Raw genomic sequence first — 22,111 nt, 5'->3', positions numbered from 1 at the left:
ACTATACCAAAGATCGAGGTGTTTTTTCATTTTTTAATAACATTGTCAAGCCATATATTTAATAGACCTTAAAAACAATACAACCAACGATTAGCACTTATTTTTCTGGTGCGAAAGTTGAGTTATAGATAAATCAAATTTCTAACCCTTGGTTATAGGTAGTAATTAACAGAAGACTAGACTTTCTCTATTTGGTATAATTATCCCATTAATTTGAATTATTTGGATGGTGCGTTATGGAAGACCGAGACAATAATAATGTGGGCATACGGGCAGATGAGGAAAGATATCGTATGTTAGTAGAGCATGTAAGTGATTGGATATGGGAAGTGGACGAAAATGGTGTATATACATATGCTAGTCCTAGAATTCTGGATATATTAGGATATCCTCCATCGGAAGTTATAGGAAAGACGCCTTTTGATTTAATGGAGCCAGAAGAAGCAAAACGTATAGCACCCGTTTTTGAGTATCATCTTTCTAATAAACTACCCATTAAAAGTCTAGAAAATATAAACCTTCATCGTGATGGGTATGAAGTAATATTAGAAACTAGTGGTTCTCCTATCATAAATGATGAAGGGAGATGTATTGGCTATAGAGGAATAGACAGAGATATTACGTTAAGAAAACAGAGTGAGAGAAGACAGCAACAACTGTTAGATATCATAGAAGCTTCCCCTGACTTTATTGCCACAATAGACACTACTGGTAAGAGCTTATATTATAATCCTGCTGCTCGAAGAATGCTAGGCATTCAAGAAGAGACACTTAAGGAAGAAGCCAGCCTAAGGTGGGTAACAGACATCATTAAAACAGAGGGAATTCCTATTGCTATAGAGAAGGGGCATTGGAAAGGGGAATCTACCATTCAAAGAAAGGATGGAGAAGAAATTCCTGTTTCACAGATGATTGTAGCTCATAAATCAGACAATGGTGTTATCGAGTTTATATCCACCATTGCTCATGATATTACAGAAAGAAAAGAATTGGAAAAAGTAGTTTATAACCAAGCGTATTACGATACATTAACAAACTTACCAAATAGAAGATCTCTCCAAGAGAAATTGATTTCCATAACAAATCATCTTTCCGAAGATAGCAAAGTGGCAGTATTGTTTATGGACTTAGATAACTTTAAGACAATTAATGATAACCTAGGGCATGAAGTTGGAGATCAAATACTTGCTATAACAGCTAATAAGCTGAGAAACTGCGTAGAAAATTCAGAGTTTGTTTGTCGTTATGGTGGTGATGAGTTTATTATCATTCTTGAAAATATCCATACGGAATCGGAAATACTAGAAAAAGCAAATAGCATAGTGAAGACCTTCCAAGAACCTTTTCTGTTTCAAGGTCATTCTCTACATGTAACAGGAAGTATAGGGATAAGTGTTTATCCAGATGATGGTTTGAATCTAGCAGAATTAATGAAGAAAGCAGATAATGCGATGTATCAGATAAAACGAGAAGGTAAAAATAATTTCTTAAGAGAATAGTATGGTTAATTAGAGTCCTTTATTAATAGATTGTGATGGGTAATTTCCTTTTCTAATCTATAAGTATGGGGCTTTTTTGTATTAATGGGTCTGTCCTTTTGTTCTTTGCATACTATTAAAATGATTCATCCTTTTTTTATCACTTGTGTTAGTATTTTTTGTTCTTAAAAAAGTAACAATGGTACGTTATTCTAAAGTTGGGTGGTGGGCCATGAGAATAAAAAAATTAATTCAACTCCTTCATTCTACTGAGCAACCAATAAGTAAAAATGTTTTAATGGGAAAAATGGGGTTGGCAGAGAGCTCCATTCGTAAGTTAGTTCGCGATACAAATGAAGTAGGCAATAAGAATGGTTTTGGCATTGAGATGGTACGAGGAAAAGGATATATTCTTCACGTGAAGTCACAAGCACTCTATGACAAATATAATGTTGATTCTGATGGTTGTTGCGATATTTATAACCGTGAGCAAAGAACACATATGATTCTTGCCTATATTCTACAAGCAAATGAGTTTGTTGCCATTGATACTATTGCGGAAAGCTTAGAAATCAGTCGTAATACGATTATAAAAGACCTGAATCAAGTAGAAGAATTACTTTATGAATACCATCTTAAATTAGTACGCAAACCTCATTATGGAATTCGAGTGCAAGGAGAAGAAGGAGATTACAGAAGGGCTATTTCTAAGTTGGTTTGGAGAGAAGATTATCTGCTTCCGACAAGTGCATTTAATGAGTTTAGGAAGACCTTTCCTTTTGAAGAATTACGAGATTTACTGAAGGAAGGATTATTGTCAGCTGATTTAATGGTGAATGCAGTAGCATTGGATAATATAGCGAGACATATAAGGATTCTTGTTTATCGTGCTAGGAGAAAAAATTTCATTTCATCAGAACAACAATATCCATCCGAACATGAAGAAATCTATATCCAAGTAGCCGAGAGGATCAGTGATTGGATCGGTATAAATTATAATATTCCACTACCCAAATCAGAAGTTTTGTTTTTAGCGGCACATATTGCTGGTAAGACTTCCTTAGAAAACATAGAACCAGAAGAGAAGGAAATATTCTCAGAGAAATTAAGAGCAATTCTACGAGAATTAGATGAAGAGTTTCTTACTGAATTTGTAAAAGATTCTGTATTGCACAATGATTTATTGCTCCATATGCTTCCACTCATGAAACGATTGTATTACAATATGCAGTTAGAAAATCCATTAATTGATGAAATTTATAGTAAATATGCAAATGTCTTTGTTATTGCCTTTCGATTCAGTGAACTGATTGAGAAAGAATATGGATTCATTCTTTCAAGAGATGAAGCTGGTTATGTAGCAATTCATTTTGCAGCACATCTTGAGAGAAGAAAGAGAATGACGTTAGAAAGATATAAAAGAATTGCAGTGATATGTGAAACAGGTGGTGGAAGCTCTCAACTTCTTCGCCTAAAATTAGAATCCGTATTTCGAAATGCTTATATTGTGACAACATCCACTAACAATCTGCAACAATTTAAAGAGCAATTACCAGAATTGTTTCTAAGTACCATCCCACTAAAAGAGAGTTTTGAAGGAGTACCTATTATTCAAATCAAACATTTATTAGATGATGAAGAAATTAGAAGAATAAAAGAGAGGATTTCTTTGGAAAGAAGCATTTCTGTTAAGCAACTAACTGTTCCAATGGTTAAGGATTTATTTAAGGAAAATCTTTTTAAAGTTACAAGGGAAAAGGATTACTTGCAACTATTAAGAAAATCGTCAGAGGAAATGGTTCAAAAAGGCTTTGCAATAGAAGGGTTTGTTGAATCGGTACTTGAAAGAGAGAATAAGTTTTCCACTGTATATAATCATGGTATAGCTGGCCCACACCCCATGAAGCTAGAGGGATTAAAGGATTGTATTAGTATTACTATTTTAGACAAACCAATTGAGTGGCAAGATAAACGAATTGAAATAATATTTTTAATTAATTTAAGAGCAGGTCATTTATTTTTACATCGAGAGATAAGTAGATTATTGTTGCAAATAATTGAAAACACTTCCCTTAGGAAGAGACTTACTCAAGCTAAGAATTATAGAGAGTTTATGTTAGAGTTACAAGTGCTTTTGTGAAGAGGGAGTGAGTTCATTGAAGAATGAAAGAGAGATTATGCAGATTATTACTACAGGTGGAGATGCACGAGCTAATTATCTAAAAGCATTAGCAGAAGCAAGAGAAGGAAATTGGGAGAAAGTTGATTCTATTTTATTACATGCAAATGATAGTCTAAATCTTGCACATAATGTGCAAACTAGCTTAATTCAAAGTGAGATAAGAGGGGAAGAGGTAGAAATAAGTCTACTGATGGTTCATGCTCAAGATCATTTAATGAATGCCATTACGGTAAAAGAGCTTGTATGTGAAATGATTAAATATATGAAACAACAAAACGGTTAAGGAGTGGATAAGGATGGCGAAGAAGATATTATTAGCATGTGCTGGTGGTTTTTCAACAAGTATGTTAGTAGAGAGAATGAAGGATGCTGCAATAGCCAAGGGATTAGAAGTATTAATTGATGCTTGTGGTGAATCAAAGGTGCAAGAAAACCTACCTGCTGATATTGTGATTCTAGGTCCCCAAATGGGTCATAAAGAAAGAGATGTGAAAGACATTGTGGGGCCAGATATACCTGTTACAACCATTGATATGATGGATTATGGAATGATGGATGGAGAGAAAGTTTTATCTAAAGCACTTGAATTAATGACTAGTTAAGGGGGGATTAACAATGGATAATAATTCAATTTGGCGTACAAGAGTGCAGAACTTTGCTGGTGTGCTTCAACGTAATAAGTATGTTAATACCGTCTCAAATGGGCTAGCTGCTGGATTATCCGTCATTCTTGTTGGAGCTATTTTTACCTTAATTAACACTATTAATATACCTGCCTATCAAAATTTTCTTGAAACCACAAATTTGAAAGCGTTAACATCTATTCCTCCTATGATTACGATTGATATTTTATCTCTATATGTGGTGTTTGGTGTTGGATATACAATGGCTACACAATTTAAACAAGATGGTTTTTCAGCAGGGCTAATCGCATTAATGAGCTTCCTTGCAGTAACTCCTGTTGGACTGTTAGATGATGGTGCTACGCGTGCACTAAGCTTTCAATGGTTAGGATCCACTGGATTATTTGTAGCAATGTTAATAGGAATTGGGGTAGGAAGGCTCTATGTACTAATACTGGAGAAAGGGTTTTATGTTCGAATGCCAAAAGGAGTTCCTCCTACAATAACAAAATCTTTTGCTGCAATGACACCAGCCTTTATTATTATCTTTCTTGTGTTAGCAATTAGAGGGATTTTTAATGCAACTTCTTATGGGAATATTCATGAATTTATTTATACCGTTTTACAAGTGCCATTATTGGCTTTAGGTGGTAGTTGGTGGGCTTATTTAATCATTACTGTAGTCATAAGCTTGCTATGGTTCTTCGGTATTCACGGTGCGATGGTTGCTATAGGTGTTATGGCACCTATTTGGACAGCATTAAATTTAGAAAATTTATCAGCATTCCAAGCAGGGGAGCCACTTCCGCATTTATTTCCAGGTTCATCGTTCTTTATGACTTATACAGCATTAGGTGGGTCTGGTGCAACCATTGGTTTGGTTATTGCCATGGTAAGAGCCAGATCTAAACGGTATAAAACATTGGGAAAATTAGCCATTGTACCTAGTGCAGCAAATATTAATGAACCTGTTATTTTTGGTACACCAATGGTGCTAAATCCTAAATTATTTATCCCATTTATGCTTGCTCCCATTGTGGTAACAGGAATTGCCATGATTGCTACGGCTATTGGTTTAGTACCACCGTTAATCGGAATTGGCGCACCACTTGGAACACCAATTTTAATTAATGGATTTCTAGAAGGTGGATGGCGTGTCGCAGCTCTACAAGCAGTTTTAGTAGTGATAAGCTTTATTATGTACTTTCCATTCTTCCGATCACTCGATAAGGATGCTTGGAAGAATGAACAAGAATTAGAGGAAGAGGAAAGAAAAGCTGTTGAATAATAGCTGTTAAGAGGCTTAGTGTTCTAAGCCTCTTCCGTATTATAAATATAGTAGGCTTGGTTTACATTAACTCTTATCCATTGGAAAGATTAATTGAATAGAGGTACCTAGATTAGGCTCAGACTCTACTTGGATTATACCTTGGTGCGCTTGTGCAATGGCATTTGCTATACTCATTCCTAGCCCGCTTCCATCTGTCCATTCTTCACTTCGTGTACCTCGGTAATAGCGAGTAAAAAGATTTTTCTTGGTTAGCTCATCCATTCCAATTCCATCATCTTCTACAATCAATAGAATTCCCATTTTCTCTATAGTTGCTTTTATTGTCACCTTTGTATCTTCAGGATTATGTTTAACAGCATTAATAATAAGATTATCTAATAATCTTTCCAGCCATTGCCCATTTCCTTTGATAGGTAAAGGGAAGTCTGGAATATGTACTTGTATATGTTTATATTCTATATATTTCTCTGTACAGTTCTTGATAACACTACGAAGATCAATGGTAGAAAACTCAATCGGTAGCTCTTTTTGCTTGAGTTGAGAGATGAGAGAGAAATCTTGAATAAGTTCTAACATATAATCACTTTTTTTACGAATGGTTTCTCCAATATCCATTAGCTCTGCTTCATTCCATTTATAATGAGAGCTTTCTAATAAATGGCCGTATCCTTGTATGGTAGAAAGTGGTGTTCGTAAATCGTGTGAAATACCAGCCATCCACTCTTCTCGTCTTTGTTCCAATAATGCCCTTTCTTTCTCCAAGGATGCTAGTTGCTCTGCCATATCATAAAACTCTTGAATGACTTCTTTGTATAGTCGATATCTTCTTTTCATCTTATTCTTTTTATTGAATAGCTGTTTTTTCTCTCTGTCTGTAAAAACTTTATCGTATTCACCATTCCTCATTCTATCTAGCCAACTAATAAATAATAATAGTGGTTGACCATATCGAATAGCATGCCAAACAGAGAGTAGAATGAGCGTAAATAAAATAACTCCACCTATTACAGATAACACAATGAGGATTTCTTGTAGTATGGTATAGCTTAGCTGCTCGTTTTCAAAAGGAGTATGCAAAATCCATGTAGTATTTCCAGCTTGTTTTACATGTATGTAATCTCCATAACTATAGGGTTCCTTCAACTGAGCTGTAATGAGCAGCTCATTATATTGCAAAGGCTGTGTACTCTCCCCTATTCGTCTTATCACTTTTCCATCACTATTAATAATGTCTAAAAAATATCCATCTAGTTGTTCTAACTGCTTGGTTAGATTAGTCGCATCTTCCTCTTGGATGAGACCATTATGATTGTATTGTTCATACCATTCCACTAATTGTTTCTGTATCTCATCTTGATATCCAAGAATAAAGTAATAAGGGCGATTCTTATAAAAGGAATCGAAATATGTAGCAATATCGTAGTTTCCATACTTCTGTTTATCCTCTATTTCCATAATTTGATTAATAGAATAATGGTTAGGAATTTGTGAAGGCACATTTATTTTATGTATGACTTCACCATGTTTATTGACAATTTGTAGCCACATTTTTCTTTCTTTTAAGGAATCAATCCAATATTGCCGAACTTTAGTATGAGACTCTTCTACCATTGTTTCCGTTGCAATTGCTTCTAAAAACCCATTAGGATATGTATGGTTAACTTCTTTGTTTGCTTCCATTCTAAATAGAAAAAATATGGTAGCTAACAAAACGGTTGTCACTAGCAAGACCATAAAGATGAATTGTAGCGAAAAGTGAAATGCGATTCTCCGCTTAATGGATTTCATGACTTTCCTCCATCACTAGCTTGTAACCCAAGCCTCTAACTGTAACAAGAAACTGAGGATTGCTAGGATCAGGCTCAATTCGTTCCCGTAGTCGTCTAATATGCACCATAATGGTATTATCATCAACGATGTGATCTATGCCCCAAACGGCTTCAAATAAATCACTTTTTGTAAAAACATGATTTGGGTGTTTGCATAAATAGACTAGTAATCGAAAGACAAGTGCTGGACAATTTATTACCTTCCCATTCACTTTCAATTCCTTTGTTACTTCATTAACTTGGAAATAACCAAAATCATAAATAAAAGGCTGCAGTTTACTTTCTGTGTTACTAGAAGATACCGCATTTCTTCTCTGAACAGCTTTTATTCTTGCTACAATTTCAAGTGGATTAAATGGTTTGGTAACATAATCATCCCCACCCATTGCAAAGCCAGTCAATACATCAAAATCAGTCGTTCGTGCTGTTAAATATAAAATATAAGCATTTCCTTTTTCACGGATTTTGGGTCCTAAATCAAAACCACTGCCATCTGGGAGCATCACATCAAGGATAATAAAATCAAATGGATGAGTCTCTATTAGTTCGAGTGTCTGTTTCACCGTCTGTGCTGTTTTTATATTTTTATAGCCTTCTTTTTTTAATACTGTTTCCATCATGGAAACAATGGAGCGTTCATCATCTACTAATAAGATGTTTAAATTTACCATTAAATTCACCTCTCAACTATCCTAACATAGCTACCTTACTTTAACCTTACCAATCTGTAAAAATTGTAATCTATTGGTAAATAAAGAAATGTTCTACAGTAAGCTGAATAGTGTAAAGTGAAAATATATTAGAACAAAGGGGTAAGATAGTTTATGAATAATAGGGTTGTTGTGGTAGATGCTCTAAGGGGCTTAAGCTTGTTTGGGATTCTGGCAGCAAACATGTTGATTTTTCAATATGGTATATATGGAAAAGATGAAATGGCTCATTATTCTATATCCAACTTCGATCATATAACACATATCGTGTTAAAAGTATTAATTGAATCGAGTTTTATGCCAATCTTTGCGTTTTTGTTTGGTTATGGAATGATAAAAATGAAAGAGAGTTTAGAAAATAAGGGTTTACCAGTTAAGCGTTACTTAGCAAGGCGTTTTTTGCTGTTGCTAATATTAGGAATTTTACATAGTACCCTTCTTTGGGAAGGAGACATCCTAACTGCTTATGGTATGACAGGTTTTGTTTTACTTTTATATCTAAACCGAAAAGTTAAAACACTTTATATATGGGGAATCATTTTAATTTCTTTTATAAGTATTCTAAGCTATGGACCATTAGATGTAGCTACTACACAAGAAGAGAAAAGTGTTATGGCTGATTATGTTACAACTACTCTTGATGTTTACCAAAATGGCTCTTACACAGAAATATTATCGCACCGAATGAACGAAGATCCTCTAACAGAGCTAATGACAGAAGGAGCAATGCTATTTATACTTATCCTTACACCATTTGTAACATTACCAATGTTCTTATTTGGTATGATTGCAGCGAAGCAAAAGTGGTTTACTAAAATAAGAGAGGCTTCTTACTCGAAGAAGTGGAAAAACTTAGGGCTGATTTTTATAGTTAGTGGGATTGTTCTTAAGATGATGCCTTTTCTACTTCCGAGCCTTGGCATAAGTGGTGTTGGATATGCATTGGGAGGGCCAGTACTTGCTTTTGGATATATCTTTCTGTTCTCTCTATTGCTACAAAACAAAGAAAACTCTTTGGTTCAAGGTTTTATCTCTGTCGGAAGATTATCTTTAACAAATTATTTATTACAAACTATTATTTGTACCTCGATATTTTACGGATATGGAATAGGCTTATTCGGAAAACTAGGTGTTCTCGCAGGGATCGGTTTAACGATACTCGTTTATAGTGCTCAATTAGTTGGAAGTATCTTTTATCTAAAGTTTTTTAAAACAGGACCATTTGAGAAAGTTTTGCGTGTTTGGACATATTTAAAGTGGGGTGCTGGAACAGGTTACTTGTCACCACGTGAAAAGATAGATAAGAAAGTTGGATAAACACTTAAAAGGGAATTGTCTAAAATGGGCAGTTTCCTTTTATTTCCTATTAAAAATAACTTTCAAGACTCATTTGTATGGAAAGTTAAGATACGAATCATCCATCCTTAATCTATGAAATATAATTATCCAAATTTTTGAAGAAACTCAACAGCTATCGACAAAAAATGACATCTTCTCTATAATAATATAGTACGATATCATCAGGAGATTAGTACTATTTTTTCAACTATATGAAAAAGGCAAACTTATCGAAAGGTAAGGACGCAAAGCTACGAGTCTAAAATCCATTTGGATATGATAGTCGGGTTGCCAACAACCACAATCAGTGTTATTTGGCTATCCATATGTAGGATAGCTTTTTATTTTGGCTCCAAGAAAAAACGTACAAAACATCACAGATTTAGTATAGAAGCTTTGAGAGAGGGAGACTAGGGATGATAGTAGTAGATAAAAAGAAGTATAAAATGGCCATCAATGAAAATGCAAAAGAAGTGCAGGTTCAAGTACATGGTTTAATGAGGGCAGAAGATGCAGAAGGATATATGGTGGACTTACAAGAAACAATTAATAAGGTTAATAGACAAGATTATACATTTGTTGTTGATGGTACTCACCAAACACCAGTACCTTCAAAAGTAGTTCCACAATTAGAGCAAACCATGCAATTTTATTCTACACTAGGTTTTAAGGACGTTCTTGTAGTAAAGCCATCTTCTAAAATTGCTCAAGTTCAAATTAGAAATGCCTTAGAAAGAATCGAGTTCACTGGTACCTTTATTGATCGAGTTAACCATTCTATGTAAAGTCCTTTTGGAGAAAGCATAGATACTGAAATTTATAATTTGGAAGGATGATAACAAGTGAAGGATACGCTAGAGTTATACACATATGAAATTATAAATAAAGAACAAATAGAATTATTAGAGAAAGCAGCTGAATGTTTGGCTCGTACTTTTATTGGTGTGGATGTATCAGGGAAATGGGTTCAAGAGCCAATGGTTGGCTTATTAAATATCCAATATGAAGATTTTTACCATTTTACAAAGGATTATTTAGAAGCTACAGTGGAGCAAGGGTACTGTGCAGTGGCGATAGATTCTAATGATAAGGTTGTAGGTGTACTAGCTGGTGATACCAATGCTCCAGAAATTATTGGAGAAGATGTTTTTGAAGGGTCTTTCTCTGATATGAATGTGATTTTACATGTTTTAGAAGATGTGGATAAACGCTTCTTAGAAGACTATCAAAAACGAAATGAAAAAGAACTGGAAAATGGAGAAATCCTACACCTTTTCATGTTAGGTGTTATTGCTGATCAAGAACGTCATGAAATTATTAAGGAATTAGGAAGTCTGCTTATCTTGAAAGCTACTGCCGATGGATTAAAGGCTGTAGTTGGAGAAGCAACTAATCCAAAATCTATGCGCGTAATGGAAAAATACCATGGTATGAATAAATATGTGGATTTAGATGGTAATTTCATTGTTCATAAATATCAGGATAATAGTAAGTTAAATGGTATTTCCTCAAGTTTAGCAGATGGAACATATATCATTATAAAAGAACTTTAAAAACTCAATAAAAATTAGAGGTAGGAGATAAGTTTATCATGGAAGCTATATTGCTAGGTTTAATTGTGATTCTATTAGGATCGACCGTATTTTTTGCTATACGATATTTTTCACTTAAAAAACGCTCTCATATTAATAATGAAATATTAAATGGAATGAAGGAATTATCGGCAGGGAATATTGTAGGAGAAGTGGAAGAAAGAAATGCAGATCATGCTGCGTTCAATCAGCTTATTGGATATGTAAGTAATGTTAGAGAGAAATTTAATACATTTGCAAAGCATGTACATGAAGCAGGTGGCAATCTTTCTGATAGCGGAGAGTATGTATCTGAGAAAGCGGATATCGTAAGAGCTGCAATTGACGAGGTAGGCAGAGGCTTACAGAAGCAATTAATAGCAACGGAAGAAAGCTCTTTTTCGATGGAAGATATGTCTAAAGCAATTGAGGATTTATCTATCCGATCAAACCAAATTTCGGAGCAGTCTAATACAACATTAGAATTAACACAAGAAGGCAACGACAAGTTGAAGGACTCCCTAGAGAAGATGGAGAAGTTTAATCAAACCATTAACACAACCAATAATTCCATTATGAAGCTTGGCGAGAAGTCTCAAGAAATTGGAACCATCGTTAAAGTCATTACAGGAATTTCGGAGCAAATTAACCTACTTGCATTAAATGCAGCAATTGAGGCTGCTCGTGCAGGAGAGCATGGAAAAGGATTTGCTGTTGTTGCAGATGAGGTTAGAAAATTAGCAGAACAATCACGTCAATCTTCTTCAGAAGTGTCGAATATTGTGAAAAATATTCAAGAAGAAACCGATGTAGTTGTAAGTTCTATGAAACAGGGAACAGAAGAATTTGCAGATACCAATGCTACCATTGTAGAAGTAGGAAGTATGTTTGAGAAAATTCTATCTACAACGGAGATTATTGCTGAAAATAACGCAAATTCTTCTGCAAGTTCAGAAGAATTATCATCAAGCTCTCAAGTTATTATGTCAACCATTAAAGAGATAGCTGCTATTTCGCGAGAATCAGTGGAAATGTTTGAAGAGCTTATTGAAATTAGTGATGATGAACTAAATATGATGAACATTCTTGTTCAAGAAGCAAATAAGCTTGTAGATTTAAAGAATGATGTAGATAAATTGTTACTAGTTTGGAATCATGGTGTGGAAGAAGAGGCTAGTGTAGCAAAAGAAGATAATAAATAAAGATTTTTAGGTTGAAATACAATATATTTTGGTGATTCACTTTGTGTTTCAAATAGAGTATGAAACAAAACAAAAGCTTCTCAAGAGTAGTAGAAACTCTGAGAAGCTTTTCGTTTACCCTCATGTAAGGACTTTCCTTTATGCTAATATATTCATTTATTATTAGACATATTATTCTAATAGTTCTTTTTTAGTTGGTATCAATGAAAGGATACATAACAGGAATGATAGCACTACCATTAAGATAATTCCTATAATTACTTCTGTCTGAATTGGAATAACTTGAGCAGCAACCCCCATTATACTAGTCAGAATGTTTAATAGAATAGATTGAACGAGATCATATACGCTTATGACCCGTCCCATGCTACTTACTTGGTATATTGTTTTGAGTAAAGGTAAGCAACCCCCCCCCCGTATTATCAGGTACAAATACTATACCCAAGCTCTATAACGGGAGCTCCCGTCCAACTATCTCCTAATAGGTTCCAATTGGATACTCTGAGGCTTGCTTCAATAAAGCATCTTACTCCTTTTCACCAAACGGATCTTCTCTTCATCGTACTTAAATATTATTTATATAATACAGAATATTCCATAAAAAAGTAAAAGGAATTAATAAGTAGATAAGGGTGAATGTTTATCCAAATCTCACCGTAAAAGTAGTCATTTCATTAGGATTACTCTTCACACTAATTTTCCCTTTATGCTTTTCTACAATTGATTTTGCAATAGAAAGTCCTAGACCATAGCCACCATACTTACGAGATCGGGATGGATCATTTCGATAGAAACGATCAAATATTTTTTCCAGATGTTCTTTAGATATCCCTGTTCCGGTATTAGTTATCTCTAGTATTACCTCGTTATGTCGTTTTCTTAATTCTAATGTTATTAAGCCTTGAGTATTAGTATATTTAATGGCGTTATCAAGCAAAATCATGACTAATTGCTTCATCTGCTCTACATTACCAGTGGTAGTTATGTTGGGTTCAATCTGATAGTCAAGATTTACTTGCTTTTCATAAATGACTCCTTCCATTGTGAGAATAACGCTTTCTACTGCATGGCTAATATTAAAAGGAGCAAAGATAATATCTGTATGTTTATCGTCCATTTCAGCAAGATAAAGTAAATCGTTTGTAAGTAATTTCATTCTTTCTGTTTCTGTTTTTATATGTTCCACCCATTTTAATTGGTTAACAATTAAATCTTCTTTATTACTTAAGAGTACATCTGTGTTTGTATGGATAACAGATAGTGGTGTCTTTAATTCATGAGAGGCGTCAGAAATAAATTGTTTTTGCTTCTCAAACGCTTCCTTGACTGGTTTAATATAACGATTTGCTAGAAGTTTTGTTAGGAAGAAGATGAGTATTAACATAATTATTCCAACAATGACAAAAGCATAAAGAAGATTATTCACTACTTTCAATTCGGAAGTGACGTCAAGAGCATAAATAGAATAACCAGATGAATTCTGCTCAACCTTATAAGCCCAGTTAATATCATCTAGTTTTAGCCGTCCATGTAAGGAATTAGTACTAGAAATGTCATCTACAACAAGTTCAAAGAATGTATGATCTAGATCTAACTTGGATTCTGTAGATAATATATTCCATTGTAAATCTGTTCTTAATGCAAAGCATGGTAATAGTTCATCCTTGGTGTAACCTTTACTCTGGGAATCTTTGGGTGGTGATTGTTTTTCTTTCTTGTGATAATAATCCGATACTATTTCAAGATTAATATCAATGTCACTTTCTACTTTTTGACAAGTGATAAAATAGATAGAAACAAATGCTACTATCATAATAAAAAGAATAGTAGCCATATTAATAATCAATAATCGATTACGAAGTTTGGTGAACATCTGATATCACCTCCACCATGTAACCAACCCCTCTAATTGTTTTAATTTGAACAGTTGAATGTAAGAATACTAGTTTTTTTCTTAAAAAAGAAATATATACTTCTACATTATTATGCTCAACGTCTGAGTCAAGTCCCCATAATTTTTCAATAATTTGTTCTTTAGATGTTACCGTGTTTTTTCTAATGAGTAGTAGCTCTAATAGTTTGCCTTCTTTTAGTATTAGCTTCAATTCTTTCTCTTTACATGAAAGCATAAGAGTAGACATGGTTAACTCTAAATCACCGAATTTTAAGGAATCATCTGGAACTACTTCATTATTTCGCCTTAAAGCTGCTCTAATTCTTGCTAAGAGCTCGTCTGTAGAAAAGGGTTTGGCCATATAATCATCTGCTCCATTATCAAGACCAGATACTTTGTCAGAAATGTCACCTTTTGCAGAAAGGAGAATTACAGGTGTTGCAATGCCTTTTTCACGAATTGCTCGTAAAATTGTTATTCCGTCTATTTCAGGTAGCATAATGTCGAGAAGAAGTAGGTCATAAATGCCAGTGAGGATATAGTCCAACCCAGTTTCTCCGTCATTTACTATGTCAACGTAATAATGGTTTTTCATTAGTATTTGAGCTAATGCTTCTGCAAGCCCCATTTCATCCTCTACTATTAAAATCCTCATTATGCCTCTCCTTATCATTACAAATAGTGGTTATTTGTTTCATTTTTGTTAATCATATCACTTTTATTTGAAAATATTCTATTATTCATTCTCATTTAAGATTCATTTAAGGTTCGGTTTATAAGATGTTTTTAACAAAAGGAAGGAGAAGATAGGAGGTTGTTGTTTCAGTTGTCTTATATATAAGCGTATGTTTAGTTGAAAATTTGATAGAAAAATAACAATATAAAGGAGCGTATACATTTGAAGAAAAAATATATAATCTCACTAGCAGCTGTTGTTGCCGTATTAATTGGAGTAGGTGGATATGTCTTCCTTGGTGATTATATGGGAAATAATGTGGAAATTAATTCAGTAATTGATCAAACCGAAGAAGTATCTTCATCAGGTTCTAATAATAATGATTCGAGTGGGGAGCCTGTAGCAGTTGATGATCTTAATGGGAACTGGGAAATAGCTAATGAATCAAGTGTCTATTGGTCTGTAACAACATCAAAGGAAACAGTTAACTTTGTGAATGAAGAGGTAACAGGTAATTGGACAGTAGATGTTAATAACCCAACTTCTATGACTGGTGAAGGTATTGTAGATATGACTGCATTAGATTCGGGAAATAGCCAAAGAGATGATCATGTAAAAGAAGGAGCAGAATACCTGGATGTTACAGAGTATCCAGAGGCTACCTTTACAACAACATCTTTTTCAGAATTATCAGCAGAATGGACGGAGGGAAGTGTAGTTCCTATAACAATAGATGGAACCCTAACGATTAAGGGGATGGAAAAGGATGTTCAATTTGAATCAGAAGCAGTATATCAAAATGGACAACTATTATTATCAGGCACTACAGTGGTAACCTTTGCTGACTTTGGAATGGAAAATCCACACTCCGTTGCTCTAGAAACAGAAAATGACCTTACTGTTCAACTAGAACTTGTTTTAGAAAAGGCATAAAACAGAAAGAAAAGTCTATCCTTGAGTTACTTGTTTTATAAATAACAAGGGGTAGTAATAAAATCACCTTTGTTGTCTAGGTGGTTTTTTTCTTTTTAGTAAAATGTAGTCATAGAAATGAGCTATGAAAAAAATCAAAATGATTTGCATATATCCACTGAGTTTTGGGATAAGCTAAGCAAAAAAGGATGCTCATTATACATGCCTAACTATTTGCCATATTTAATTCTTATACTTGTGAGTATATTCATACTCACATATACAATCATAAACCAACGACAGTTTGGCGTTTTTGTGCTATTAATTTCTTTTTCAGGAATGGTGTATGTAGCGGAATTCTTTGTGATGGTAATAGGAAATTGTTATTATTATAAACCTGAAATTTTGTCCGTCCCATATTATGACAATATATTAGGTGCCATTGTCTCCAACCTATTTATTCTTCCTGCATTAGGAGTTTTTGCTGCTTACTATAAATTACGACTTAAGTGGATTATTCTCTTTGCCATAACACTAGTAGGAGTAGAACTTGCTTTTGAAGCAATGAATATTTACTACACAAACTGGTGGAGAAGTGAATTTACTTTCATTGCTGTTATCCTTTTCATCTTTTTGTGTAAGTTCTTTATGCGGGTACTACAGAGAGGTAGCAGTTGGGCTCGTTTTATCATGCTTTGGATGCATATCTGGTGCTGCGCTGGTACAGTTATGTATATAATGTCCGTTGTTAATATTCGTCATTATGAATATGGTTTTTTTGAAGATATATACCATGATGATATTTTTCTTTCTGCAAGCCTAGGCTTTATAAAAGGATTGATATATGTCGTATGTCTTGTGAACTTTAATAAGTTTAGATGGCGTATGCTGGCTCCTATTATGATATTTGTTTTGGATTTGCCCTTATATCACTTTGGGGTACTTGTTGTTAATATTCCATTTTGGATATATACCATTCTGTACGTTTCACTGGCAACCATATTGCTAGTATGGACTCAATATGCATACTCTTATCTTATGAAGCTTGCCACTCCTCCTACATAAAAAAGGTCAATATATATAAAATTACTGACTACTAGGTATACACCTAGGATGAACAAAATAAATATCCTATGAAGACTATATAATGAGGGAGGCGTTTTATGGGATATTATATTTCGGTAGATACTGGTGTTGATCTTTATGTAGAGGATCTTAATCCTAGCGGTAGTAAAACAATTGTGTTTTTACATGGTTGGCCATTAAGTCATAAACAGTTTGAATATCAATTCAATATTCTTCCGGCAAAGGGATATCGTTGTATTGGTATTGATTGGAGAGGTTTTGGGAATTCTGATAAGCCTTTTGGTGGATATACGTTAAGTAGGTTAGCGGATGATATTCGCATGGTAGTAGATAAACTTCAGCTGACTAATTTTTCCCTATTAGGTCATTCTACTGGTGGTGCAATAGCAATTCGTTATATGTCCAGACATAATAGTTATGGAGTTTCAAAGCTTATTCTTGTAGATGCTGCTGCGCCGACAGGGTTTACAGCGGAAACAGCACACACCTTTCTAATGGACTCCTTAAATGATCGTCCTAAGATGATGCAAAATGTAATGGATAGTTTCTTCTTTCAATATGTAACTCGTCCTTTTTCTGATTGGTTTATGCAGATGGGGTTAGAAGCAGCAGGGTGGTCAACTGCAGCGATTATTACCTTGTTAAAGGAATTTAACTTAAATCCGGATTTTTCTAGTATTATGGCTCCTACACTCATTATTCATGGAGTTCATGATAAGGTGATACCTTTTTCGCAAGCAGAAGATATGAATAAGAAAATACAGCATTCACAATTAATTCCTTTTCACTATAGTGGTCACGGATCTTTCTGGGATGAAAGGGAGAGATTTAATCAAGTGATATGTCAGTATGTTTAGTAGCGTGCCTGCTAGTTAATAGAAAAACGAAAATCCACCTGTCAAATACAGGTGGATTTTAGTATGCTAGGGAGGGAATCCTTATACTATTTTCCTTAGTTTAGATCTCTAGAAATCTCATCTTTAACTGTAACCCCGTTAGCTTCTAATTCTGCAATTTTCTCTGCAAATTGAGGTAAATGCTTTTTATGTGCAACTAATAGTTCATCTAGTACTTTTCTTGCCGTATCTCCACTAGGGATTAATGGGTTAATGGTAAAGGCTTGTAGTGCTAATCCATAATCACCAGTCACGGCAGCTTCTTCTACACATAACTCCATATTCTTCATTACTTGTAACCAACCTCTTTCAGCAGGATGGAAAGATCCAAATGCAATTGGTCTTGCTCCAGCAGAGCCGATATATGCTGATACTTCTACTACATCATCTGGAGCTAAATCTGGGATTGCCCCATTATTCTTAGTAGAAACAACGATATGTGTATTTTTATTCGCATAGATAGAAGCAATAGTCTCACAAGCAGCATCTGAATAATGAGCTCCACCGCGCTTAGATAGTTGTTCTGGTTTATGATCTAAGTTAGGATCTTTGTACAGTTCAAACAGCTCTGACTCTGTTTGTTTTACTTGTTGAGCTCTTGTGCCTTTATTAGGATCGTTATATTCTTCTAACATATGCTCTAACATTTCTTCTGATCTATAGTAATAACGGTGATATCCGCAAGGAATCATATTCATTCGTTTTAATTGTTCTTTGTAGAAAGGGATATCATGGATATTAGTAGGAATACCAGATTCTCCATCATATAATTTATCGATAATTTCTGAAGTTACATCATTGCCTTTTAAGTCCTGTACTTTATGCCAGTGGAAATGGTTTAAGCCAGCAAAAGAGTATATAAGCTCATCTAATGTTTTATCAATTAATTCCGGCTCAGCCATCATAGCATTTACTGGAACATTACATAAACCGATAACTCTTTCCCATTTACCATAGCGGATAATAGCGTCTGTAACCATTCCACTTGGATTAGTGAAATTAATTAGCCAAGCATTAGGGCATAGTTCTTTCATATCCTCTACAATACTTAAAATAACAGGAATAGTTCGGAATGCTTTTAAGATACCTCCAGCACCATTTGTTTCTTGACCTACCATTCCATAAGATAACGGAATTCTCTCATCCTTAATTCTAGCATCTAATAGACCGATTCGAAATTGAGTAGTAACAAAGTCAGCATCCTTTAAAGCTTCACGACGATCTAGTGTTAAATGAACTTTTACGTCATAAGGAGAAGCATCCCACATTCTTTGAGCCATAGTCCCAACTGTTTCGAGCTTATCCTTTCCTTCTTCAATATCAACTAACCACATTTCTCTTATTGGTAATTCATCATATCTTTTAATAAAACCTTCCATTAATTCAGGAGTGTAGCTGCTACCTCCACCGATAGTTACAATTTTTACACCTTGAGTCATGTTATCTGCTCCTATTCTATTAATATTTAGAATTCCCTAAGGAAAAGGGAGAGTATCACTAATATTTTTTTACAAAAATATGAACGTGAATGTAAATTTTTTATTAAGAAGTTAAAAAGAAGATTTATGAAGATTTTTCTCTCTATGTCTTACATAATCAGTATAAAACAAAGAAAAAAATATTCAATACACAAGAGTGGAAAACGTTTTCTATTTACAAATTCGTTTGCTATTTCAGTGAAAATTTGTAAATATTGTTTACAAATATCGCTAATACAGTATGTGATGGAAAAGCTGTGCATAAAAAAAGAGAAGTAGATAAACTTCTCTTCTCATCTTCTACATTCTGTATTCATATGTTCTCTTGTTCTTCTTCTTGCATAACAACATTGGAAGTTTTTCGATGATCAAAAAACTTGGAGTACTTCGTTTTATATTTTAGGTTGTTATCATAATCTTGGGAGAATACGCAAGAGTATAGAACATCTAATAAAAAGCAAATAGAATTATTGGTACTGAATTGGGCAATTTTCGAATATAGTTTTTCTCTTGTTGTAATGCGCAAGATGCAATCTGCAAATTTTGTAATGGTGTTTTCGCCTATACTTGTCATCGCAATAATAGGTATCTTATTTTTCTTTAAAAAAGGTATTAGACGAATGATGGTCTCGGTTTCTCCACTGTAAGAAATAATAATGGCACATGTATTCTGATTGGAGTTTACAGCATCAAAATGGGGATCCACTTCACAAAGGGTAACATACTTTCCAATTCGATTCATTTTTAATTTAAAATCATGACAAATCAATAAATTGTGGTTCATGGAAAATATTTTAATATGCTCCGCTTTCTGTAACATATTCGTTGCCTTTTGTAAGTCATCATTATTAATTAAAGATAAAGTATCACTAATGGTGGTCTGATTCAGTAAAGCCATTTTATTAGCAACAGTCATAATATTATCCTGTTCTTCAAATGGATAATTTGCATCAATTGATGAAAAATGACTATTAATATATTCTATCTCAGCAAGAAATTTTTCTTTTAATTCTAACCACCCTTTGTATCCAAGCTTTTTTGCAATTCTAATTAAGATAGATGGGTGAGTGTATGTATCATTAGATATCTGTTTGGTTGTTTTATCTTTAATATTTTCTCTCTGTTCGAATAAGTATTCAATGATGGCTTTTTCAGAAGAAGAAAATATATCTTCCTTCATTTTTTCTGTTAGTAACATGTAAGTTCACCTCTACTAAATCACCGTTATGGCTGTCTCACTATCAATTTTTCACTAAATTTTCCCTTATTTTATACTACAGGTAAGATGAAGAGATGTAAAATGATACTCATTGGTGCACTATTCGCTAGAGTTAGGGTTACTTTTGTTGGGGGCTAATAATTGCTAAGACAGTGGAAAAGGAAGAGATAATGTAAAGGAGAAGAAAAGGCATGACTTCTGAGTGGAAGTCATGCCTTACATTTAGATTTGAAATCTCGCCTTAGATACTACTGTCTTCTTTTTCAACTGGATTTTCTTCATAGGATACCCAATCACTATAACTACCTGCGTATAGTTTTACGTTTTGAAAACCAGCCATCTTTAAAGCTATGTAGTTAGGAGTAGCCGTCACCCCAGAGCCACAATAAACGATAATAGGGTCCTCTGTATTTAATTCAGCAAATCTCTTTTTTTGTTCCTCACTATTTTTAAATATGCCTTTTGATAATCCCTCTTCAAAGAACTTGTTTATCGCACCTGGAATATGTCCTGCTACTCGATCCAATGGTTCTACTTTACCTAAATAGCGCTCTTGCGCTCTAGAATCTATTAATATAGGCAATTTCTTTTTATTATCTACAATATCTTTCACTTCAGTGTATGATGCCAACATGTCTTCTTGTAGTTTTATTTCATAACTTGTTCCTTGCCTTTTAGGAATTTCTTGTGTCACGGGGTAGCCAGCCTCAATCCAACCGTTAAACCCTTCGTTTAATATATAAATCTTTTCATGACCGATATAGGAAAGCAGCCACCAAAATCGGGAAGCATACTGACTAATACCACTATCATAAGCAATGACTGTTTTACTTGGATTAATACCAGATGCTTCAATCTTGGATTGAAAGTCTTTCATATCTGGTAGTGGATGTCTTCCACCATGAGTGGAAACAGGCGCGGATAATTGCTTATGGAGATCAAAGTAATAAGCTCCTTCTATATGACTCTCTTGATAAAGCTTCTCTCCTATGGCTGGATTTGCTAAATCAAACCGACAATCCACAATGACAACATCTTCATCTTGCATATGCTCCAATAGCCACTTTTTGTCTACAACATACTTCATATAGATTACCTCCTAGATTTTTTTTGAAAAAATAATAGGGTCAATCAAAAATATAAAACTTGGTATAAAGGATTCTGGTATTACCCTTATTGTAGAGTGAATCTCTTGAAAAAGTAAAATGTTTTCATATGAAAAAATATATTGAATAAAATTTATAATATCCCTTTTTATCACTAGTGCCGTTTAACAAGGGGTTGTAATCCATTTTTTTTTAAAGCCGTGTTTATGTGCTTTCTCATTATAGCAAGCATTCTAACTCCTTAAACTTTACAAATCAAAATAGTAGAGTGATGTATCTATTAAATAAATTCCTACTAGAAAGTGAGCCAATAAAGCTAGAAAGCTTAGAAGATGAACTATTTGTCTCAAAACCAAAGATACAGAGTGATTTGAAGATGGTTCGTAAAATCTTAGATCAATATTCATTACGATTAGTGACGAGGCCACACTATGGAACAAAAGTGGAAGGAGAAGAATATAGAAAACGACTTTGCTTTTCCAAATACCTACTAAGTCGTAATGATTCTTTGAACTTTGTTGTACCTAGTACTCCTATGGTAGATTTTCTTTGGTCAAAAAGGTTTGAGGAAAAGGAATAACAGCATGAAGTATAGAATGCTTAAAAAGTGGTAAATTAGT

At 34.1% G+C, this 22,111-nt stretch carries 20 protein-coding genes and 1 riboswitch; of the genes, 13 read left to right on the top strand and 7 right to left on the bottom strand.

The features are described from left to right. Nucleotides 1-236: 236 nt before the first annotated feature. The 5 genes from F9279_RS21935 (at nt 237) to F9279_RS21915 (ending at nt 5,571) form a co-directional block, all read left to right on the top strand. Nucleotides 237-1,499: a bifunctional diguanylate cyclase/phosphodiesterase gene (locus tag F9279_RS21935; RefSeq protein ID WP_152116304.1), complete on the top strand. Its 1,263-nt coding sequence runs from the start codon at nt 237-239 to the stop codon at nt 1,497-1,499. A gap of 211 nt (nt 1,500-1,710) precedes the next feature. After that, nucleotides 1,711-3,618: a BglG family transcription antiterminator gene (locus tag F9279_RS21930; protein ID WP_193224669.1), complete on the top strand. Its 1,908-nt coding sequence runs from the start codon at nt 1,711-1,713 to the stop codon at nt 3,616-3,618. 7 nt (nt 3,619-3,625) lie between these two features. Beyond that, nucleotides 3,626-3,943 carry a PTS lactose/cellobiose transporter subunit IIA gene (locus tag F9279_RS21925; RefSeq protein ID WP_413463238.1) on the top strand — a complete coding sequence of 106 codons (318 nt, stop codon included), beginning with the start codon at nt 3,626-3,628 and terminating at the stop codon, nt 3,941-3,943. 13 nt (nt 3,944-3,956) lie between these two features. Continuing rightward, nucleotides 3,957-4,262: a PTS sugar transporter subunit IIB gene (locus tag F9279_RS21920; RefSeq protein ID WP_152116301.1), complete on the top strand. Its 306-nt coding sequence runs from the start codon at nt 3,957-3,959 to the stop codon at nt 4,260-4,262. Nucleotides 4,263-4,275: 13 nt separating this feature from the next. Continuing rightward, on the top strand, nt 4,276-5,571 hold the full coding sequence (locus tag F9279_RS21915; RefSeq protein WP_152116300.1) for a PTS sugar transporter subunit IIC: 1,296 nt from the start codon (nt 4,276-4,278) through the stop codon (nt 5,569-5,571). Between the two features lie 66 nt (nt 5,572-5,637). Here F9279_RS21915 and F9279_RS21910 read toward each other — a convergent pair whose 3' ends face one another. Together F9279_RS21910 and F9279_RS21905 are read right to left on the bottom strand one after the other, a co-directional pair. Next, complete coding sequence (locus F9279_RS21910; RefSeq protein ID WP_152116299.1) at nt 5,638-7,362, bottom strand: sensor histidine kinase; 1,725 nt, start codon at nt 7,360-7,362, stop codon at nt 5,638-5,640. Next, nucleotides 7,349-8,074 (bottom strand): response regulator transcription factor, encoded by a 726-nt coding sequence (locus tag F9279_RS21905; protein WP_152116298.1) that lies wholly within the window; start codon nt 8,072-8,074, stop codon nt 7,349-7,351. The genes F9279_RS21910 and F9279_RS21905 overlap by 14 nt, the downstream gene beginning before the upstream one ends. Nucleotides 8,075-8,227: 153 nt before the next feature. Here F9279_RS21905 and F9279_RS21900 point away from each other — a divergent pair, with 153 nt between their 5' ends. From F9279_RS21900 to F9279_RS21885, 4 genes are all read left to right on the top strand, one after another. Then, nucleotides 8,228-9,430, top strand: coding sequence for a DUF418 domain-containing protein (locus tag F9279_RS21900; protein WP_152116297.1), 1,203 nt, complete (start codon nt 8,228-8,230; stop codon nt 9,428-9,430). Nucleotides 9,431-9,661: 231 nt separating this feature from the next. Continuing rightward, a riboswitch (cyclic di-GMP riboswitch) is annotated at nt 9,662-9,747 on the top strand. 120 nt (nt 9,748-9,867) lie between these two features. Continuing rightward, nucleotides 9,868-10,236 carry a hypothetical protein gene (locus tag F9279_RS21895; RefSeq protein ID WP_152116296.1) on the top strand — a complete coding sequence of 123 codons (369 nt, stop codon included), beginning with the start codon at nt 9,868-9,870 and terminating at the stop codon, nt 10,234-10,236. A gap of 57 nt (nt 10,237-10,293) precedes the next feature. Next, nucleotides 10,294-11,004, top strand: coding sequence for a hypothetical protein (locus F9279_RS21890; RefSeq protein WP_152116295.1), 711 nt, complete (start codon nt 10,294-10,296; stop codon nt 11,002-11,004). Nucleotides 11,005-11,042: 38 nt separating this feature from the next. Next, nucleotides 11,043-12,224 (top strand): methyl-accepting chemotaxis protein, encoded by a 1,182-nt coding sequence (locus F9279_RS21885; protein ID WP_152116294.1) that lies wholly within the window; start codon nt 11,043-11,045, stop codon nt 12,222-12,224. Nucleotides 12,225-12,864: 640 nt separating this feature from the next. On the opposite strand, the gene F9279_RS21880 is transcribed toward F9279_RS21885, so the two are convergent. Both F9279_RS21880 and F9279_RS21875 read right to left on the bottom strand, forming a co-directional pair. After that, nucleotides 12,865-14,097 (bottom strand): sensor histidine kinase, encoded by a 1,233-nt coding sequence (locus tag F9279_RS21880; protein ID WP_152116293.1) that lies wholly within the window; start codon nt 14,095-14,097, stop codon nt 12,865-12,867. Beyond that, complete coding sequence (locus tag F9279_RS21875; RefSeq protein ID WP_152116292.1) at nt 14,078-14,773, bottom strand: response regulator transcription factor; 696 nt, start codon at nt 14,771-14,773, stop codon at nt 14,078-14,080. Before F9279_RS21875 ends, F9279_RS21880 begins: the two co-directional genes overlap by 20 nt. A 243-nt stretch (nt 14,774-15,016) precedes the next feature. On the opposite strand from F9279_RS21875, the gene F9279_RS21870 reads away from it, so the two are divergent. From F9279_RS21870 to F9279_RS21860, 3 genes are all read left to right on the top strand, one after another. Further along, nucleotides 15,017-15,727, top strand: coding sequence for a YceI family protein (locus F9279_RS21870; protein WP_226793818.1), 711 nt, complete (start codon nt 15,017-15,019; stop codon nt 15,725-15,727). 201 nt (nt 15,728-15,928) lie between these two features. Next, nucleotides 15,929-16,771, top strand: a complete 843-nt coding sequence (locus F9279_RS21865) for a hypothetical protein (RefSeq protein ID WP_152116291.1) — start codon at nt 15,929-15,931, stop codon at nt 16,769-16,771. 98 nt (nt 16,772-16,869) lie between these two features. After that, nucleotides 16,870-17,649: an alpha/beta fold hydrolase gene (locus F9279_RS21860; protein ID WP_152116290.1), complete on the top strand. Its 780-nt coding sequence runs from the start codon at nt 16,870-16,872 to the stop codon at nt 17,647-17,649. 95 nt (nt 17,650-17,744) lie between these two features. Here the strand turns inward: F9279_RS21860 and F9279_RS21855 are convergent, their stop codons facing one another. The 3 genes from F9279_RS21855 to F9279_RS21845 form a co-directional block, all read right to left on the bottom strand. Then, nucleotides 17,745-19,127 (bottom strand): 6-phospho-beta-glucosidase, encoded by a 1,383-nt coding sequence (locus F9279_RS21855; RefSeq protein WP_152116289.1) that lies wholly within the window; start codon nt 19,125-19,127, stop codon nt 17,745-17,747. 352 nt (nt 19,128-19,479) lie between these two features. After that, on the bottom strand, nt 19,480-20,364 hold the full coding sequence (locus F9279_RS21850; RefSeq protein WP_152116288.1) for a MurR/RpiR family transcriptional regulator: 885 nt from the start codon (nt 20,362-20,364) through the stop codon (nt 19,480-19,482). 262 nt (nt 20,365-20,626) lie between these two features. Continuing rightward, nucleotides 20,627-21,472 carry a sulfurtransferase gene (locus F9279_RS21845; protein ID WP_152116287.1) on the bottom strand — a complete coding sequence of 282 codons (846 nt, stop codon included), beginning with the start codon at nt 21,470-21,472 and terminating at the stop codon, nt 20,627-20,629. A gap of 227 nt (nt 21,473-21,699) precedes the next feature. On the opposite strand from F9279_RS21845, the gene F9279_RS21840 reads away from it, so the two are divergent. Beyond that, a complete protein-coding gene (locus F9279_RS21840; RefSeq protein ID WP_226793815.1) occupies nt 21,700-22,071 on the top strand; it encodes a helix-turn-helix domain-containing protein in 372 nt (123 codons plus the stop codon). Nucleotides 22,072-22,111: the final 40 nt, after the last annotated feature.

It is taken from the genome of Bacillus sp. B1-b2 (genome assembly GCF_009183415.1).
GTDB lineage: Bacteria > Bacillota > Bacilli > Bacillales > Cytobacillaceae > Niallia.
Note: the sequence above shows the minus strand (reverse complement) of the source record. Positions and strands in the feature narration are given on the sequence as shown.

Bases quoted from the DNA above. Each gene is read 5' to 3' on its own strand.
- F9279_RS21905 (WP_152116298.1), bottom strand. From the start codon at position 8,074: ATGGTAAATTTAAACATCTTATTAGTAGATGATGAACGCTCCATTGTT.
- F9279_RS21895 (WP_152116296.1), top strand. From the start codon at position 9,868: ATGATAGTAGTAGATAAAAAGAAGTATAAAATGGCCATCAATGAAAAT.
- F9279_RS21885 (WP_152116294.1), top strand. From the start codon at position 11,043: ATGGAAGCTATATTGCTAGGTTTAATTGTGATTCTATTAGGATCGACC.
- F9279_RS21845 (WP_152116287.1), bottom strand. From the start codon at position 21,472: ATGAAGTATGTTGTAGACAAAAAGTGGCTATTGGAGCATATGCAAGAT.
- F9279_RS21855 (WP_152116289.1), bottom strand. From the start codon at position 19,127: ATGACTCAAGGTGTAAAAATTGTAACTATCGGTGGAGGTAGCAGCTAC.
- F9279_RS21910 (WP_152116299.1), bottom strand. From the start codon at position 7,362: ATGAAATCCATTAAGCGGAGAATCGCATTTCACTTTTCGCTACAATTC.
- F9279_RS21930 (WP_193224669.1), top strand. From the start codon at position 1,711: ATGAGAATAAAAAAATTAATTCAACTCCTTCATTCTACTGAGCAACCA.
- F9279_RS21920 (WP_152116301.1), top strand. From the start codon at position 3,957: ATGGCGAAGAAGATATTATTAGCATGTGCTGGTGGTTTTTCAACAAGT.
- F9279_RS21850 (WP_152116288.1), bottom strand. From the start codon at position 20,364: ATGTTACTAACAGAAAAAATGAAGGAAGATATATTTTCTTCTTCTGAA.
- F9279_RS21935 (WP_152116304.1), top strand. From the start codon at position 237: ATGGAAGACCGAGACAATAATAATGTGGGCATACGGGCAGATGAGGAA.
- F9279_RS21875 (WP_152116292.1), bottom strand. From the start codon at position 14,773: ATGAGGATTTTAATAGTAGAGGATGAAATGGGGCTTGCAGAAGCATTA.
- F9279_RS21915 (WP_152116300.1), top strand. From the start codon at position 4,276: ATGGATAATAATTCAATTTGGCGTACAAGAGTGCAGAACTTTGCTGGT.
- F9279_RS21880 (WP_152116293.1), bottom strand. From the start codon at position 14,097: ATGTTCACCAAACTTCGTAATCGATTATTGATTATTAATATGGCTACT.
- F9279_RS21860 (WP_152116290.1), top strand. From the start codon at position 16,870: ATGGGATATTATATTTCGGTAGATACTGGTGTTGATCTTTATGTAGAG.
- F9279_RS21865 (WP_152116291.1), top strand. From the start codon at position 15,929: ATGCCTAACTATTTGCCATATTTAATTCTTATACTTGTGAGTATATTC.
- F9279_RS21900 (WP_152116297.1), top strand. From the start codon at position 8,228: ATGAATAATAGGGTTGTTGTGGTAGATGCTCTAAGGGGCTTAAGCTTG.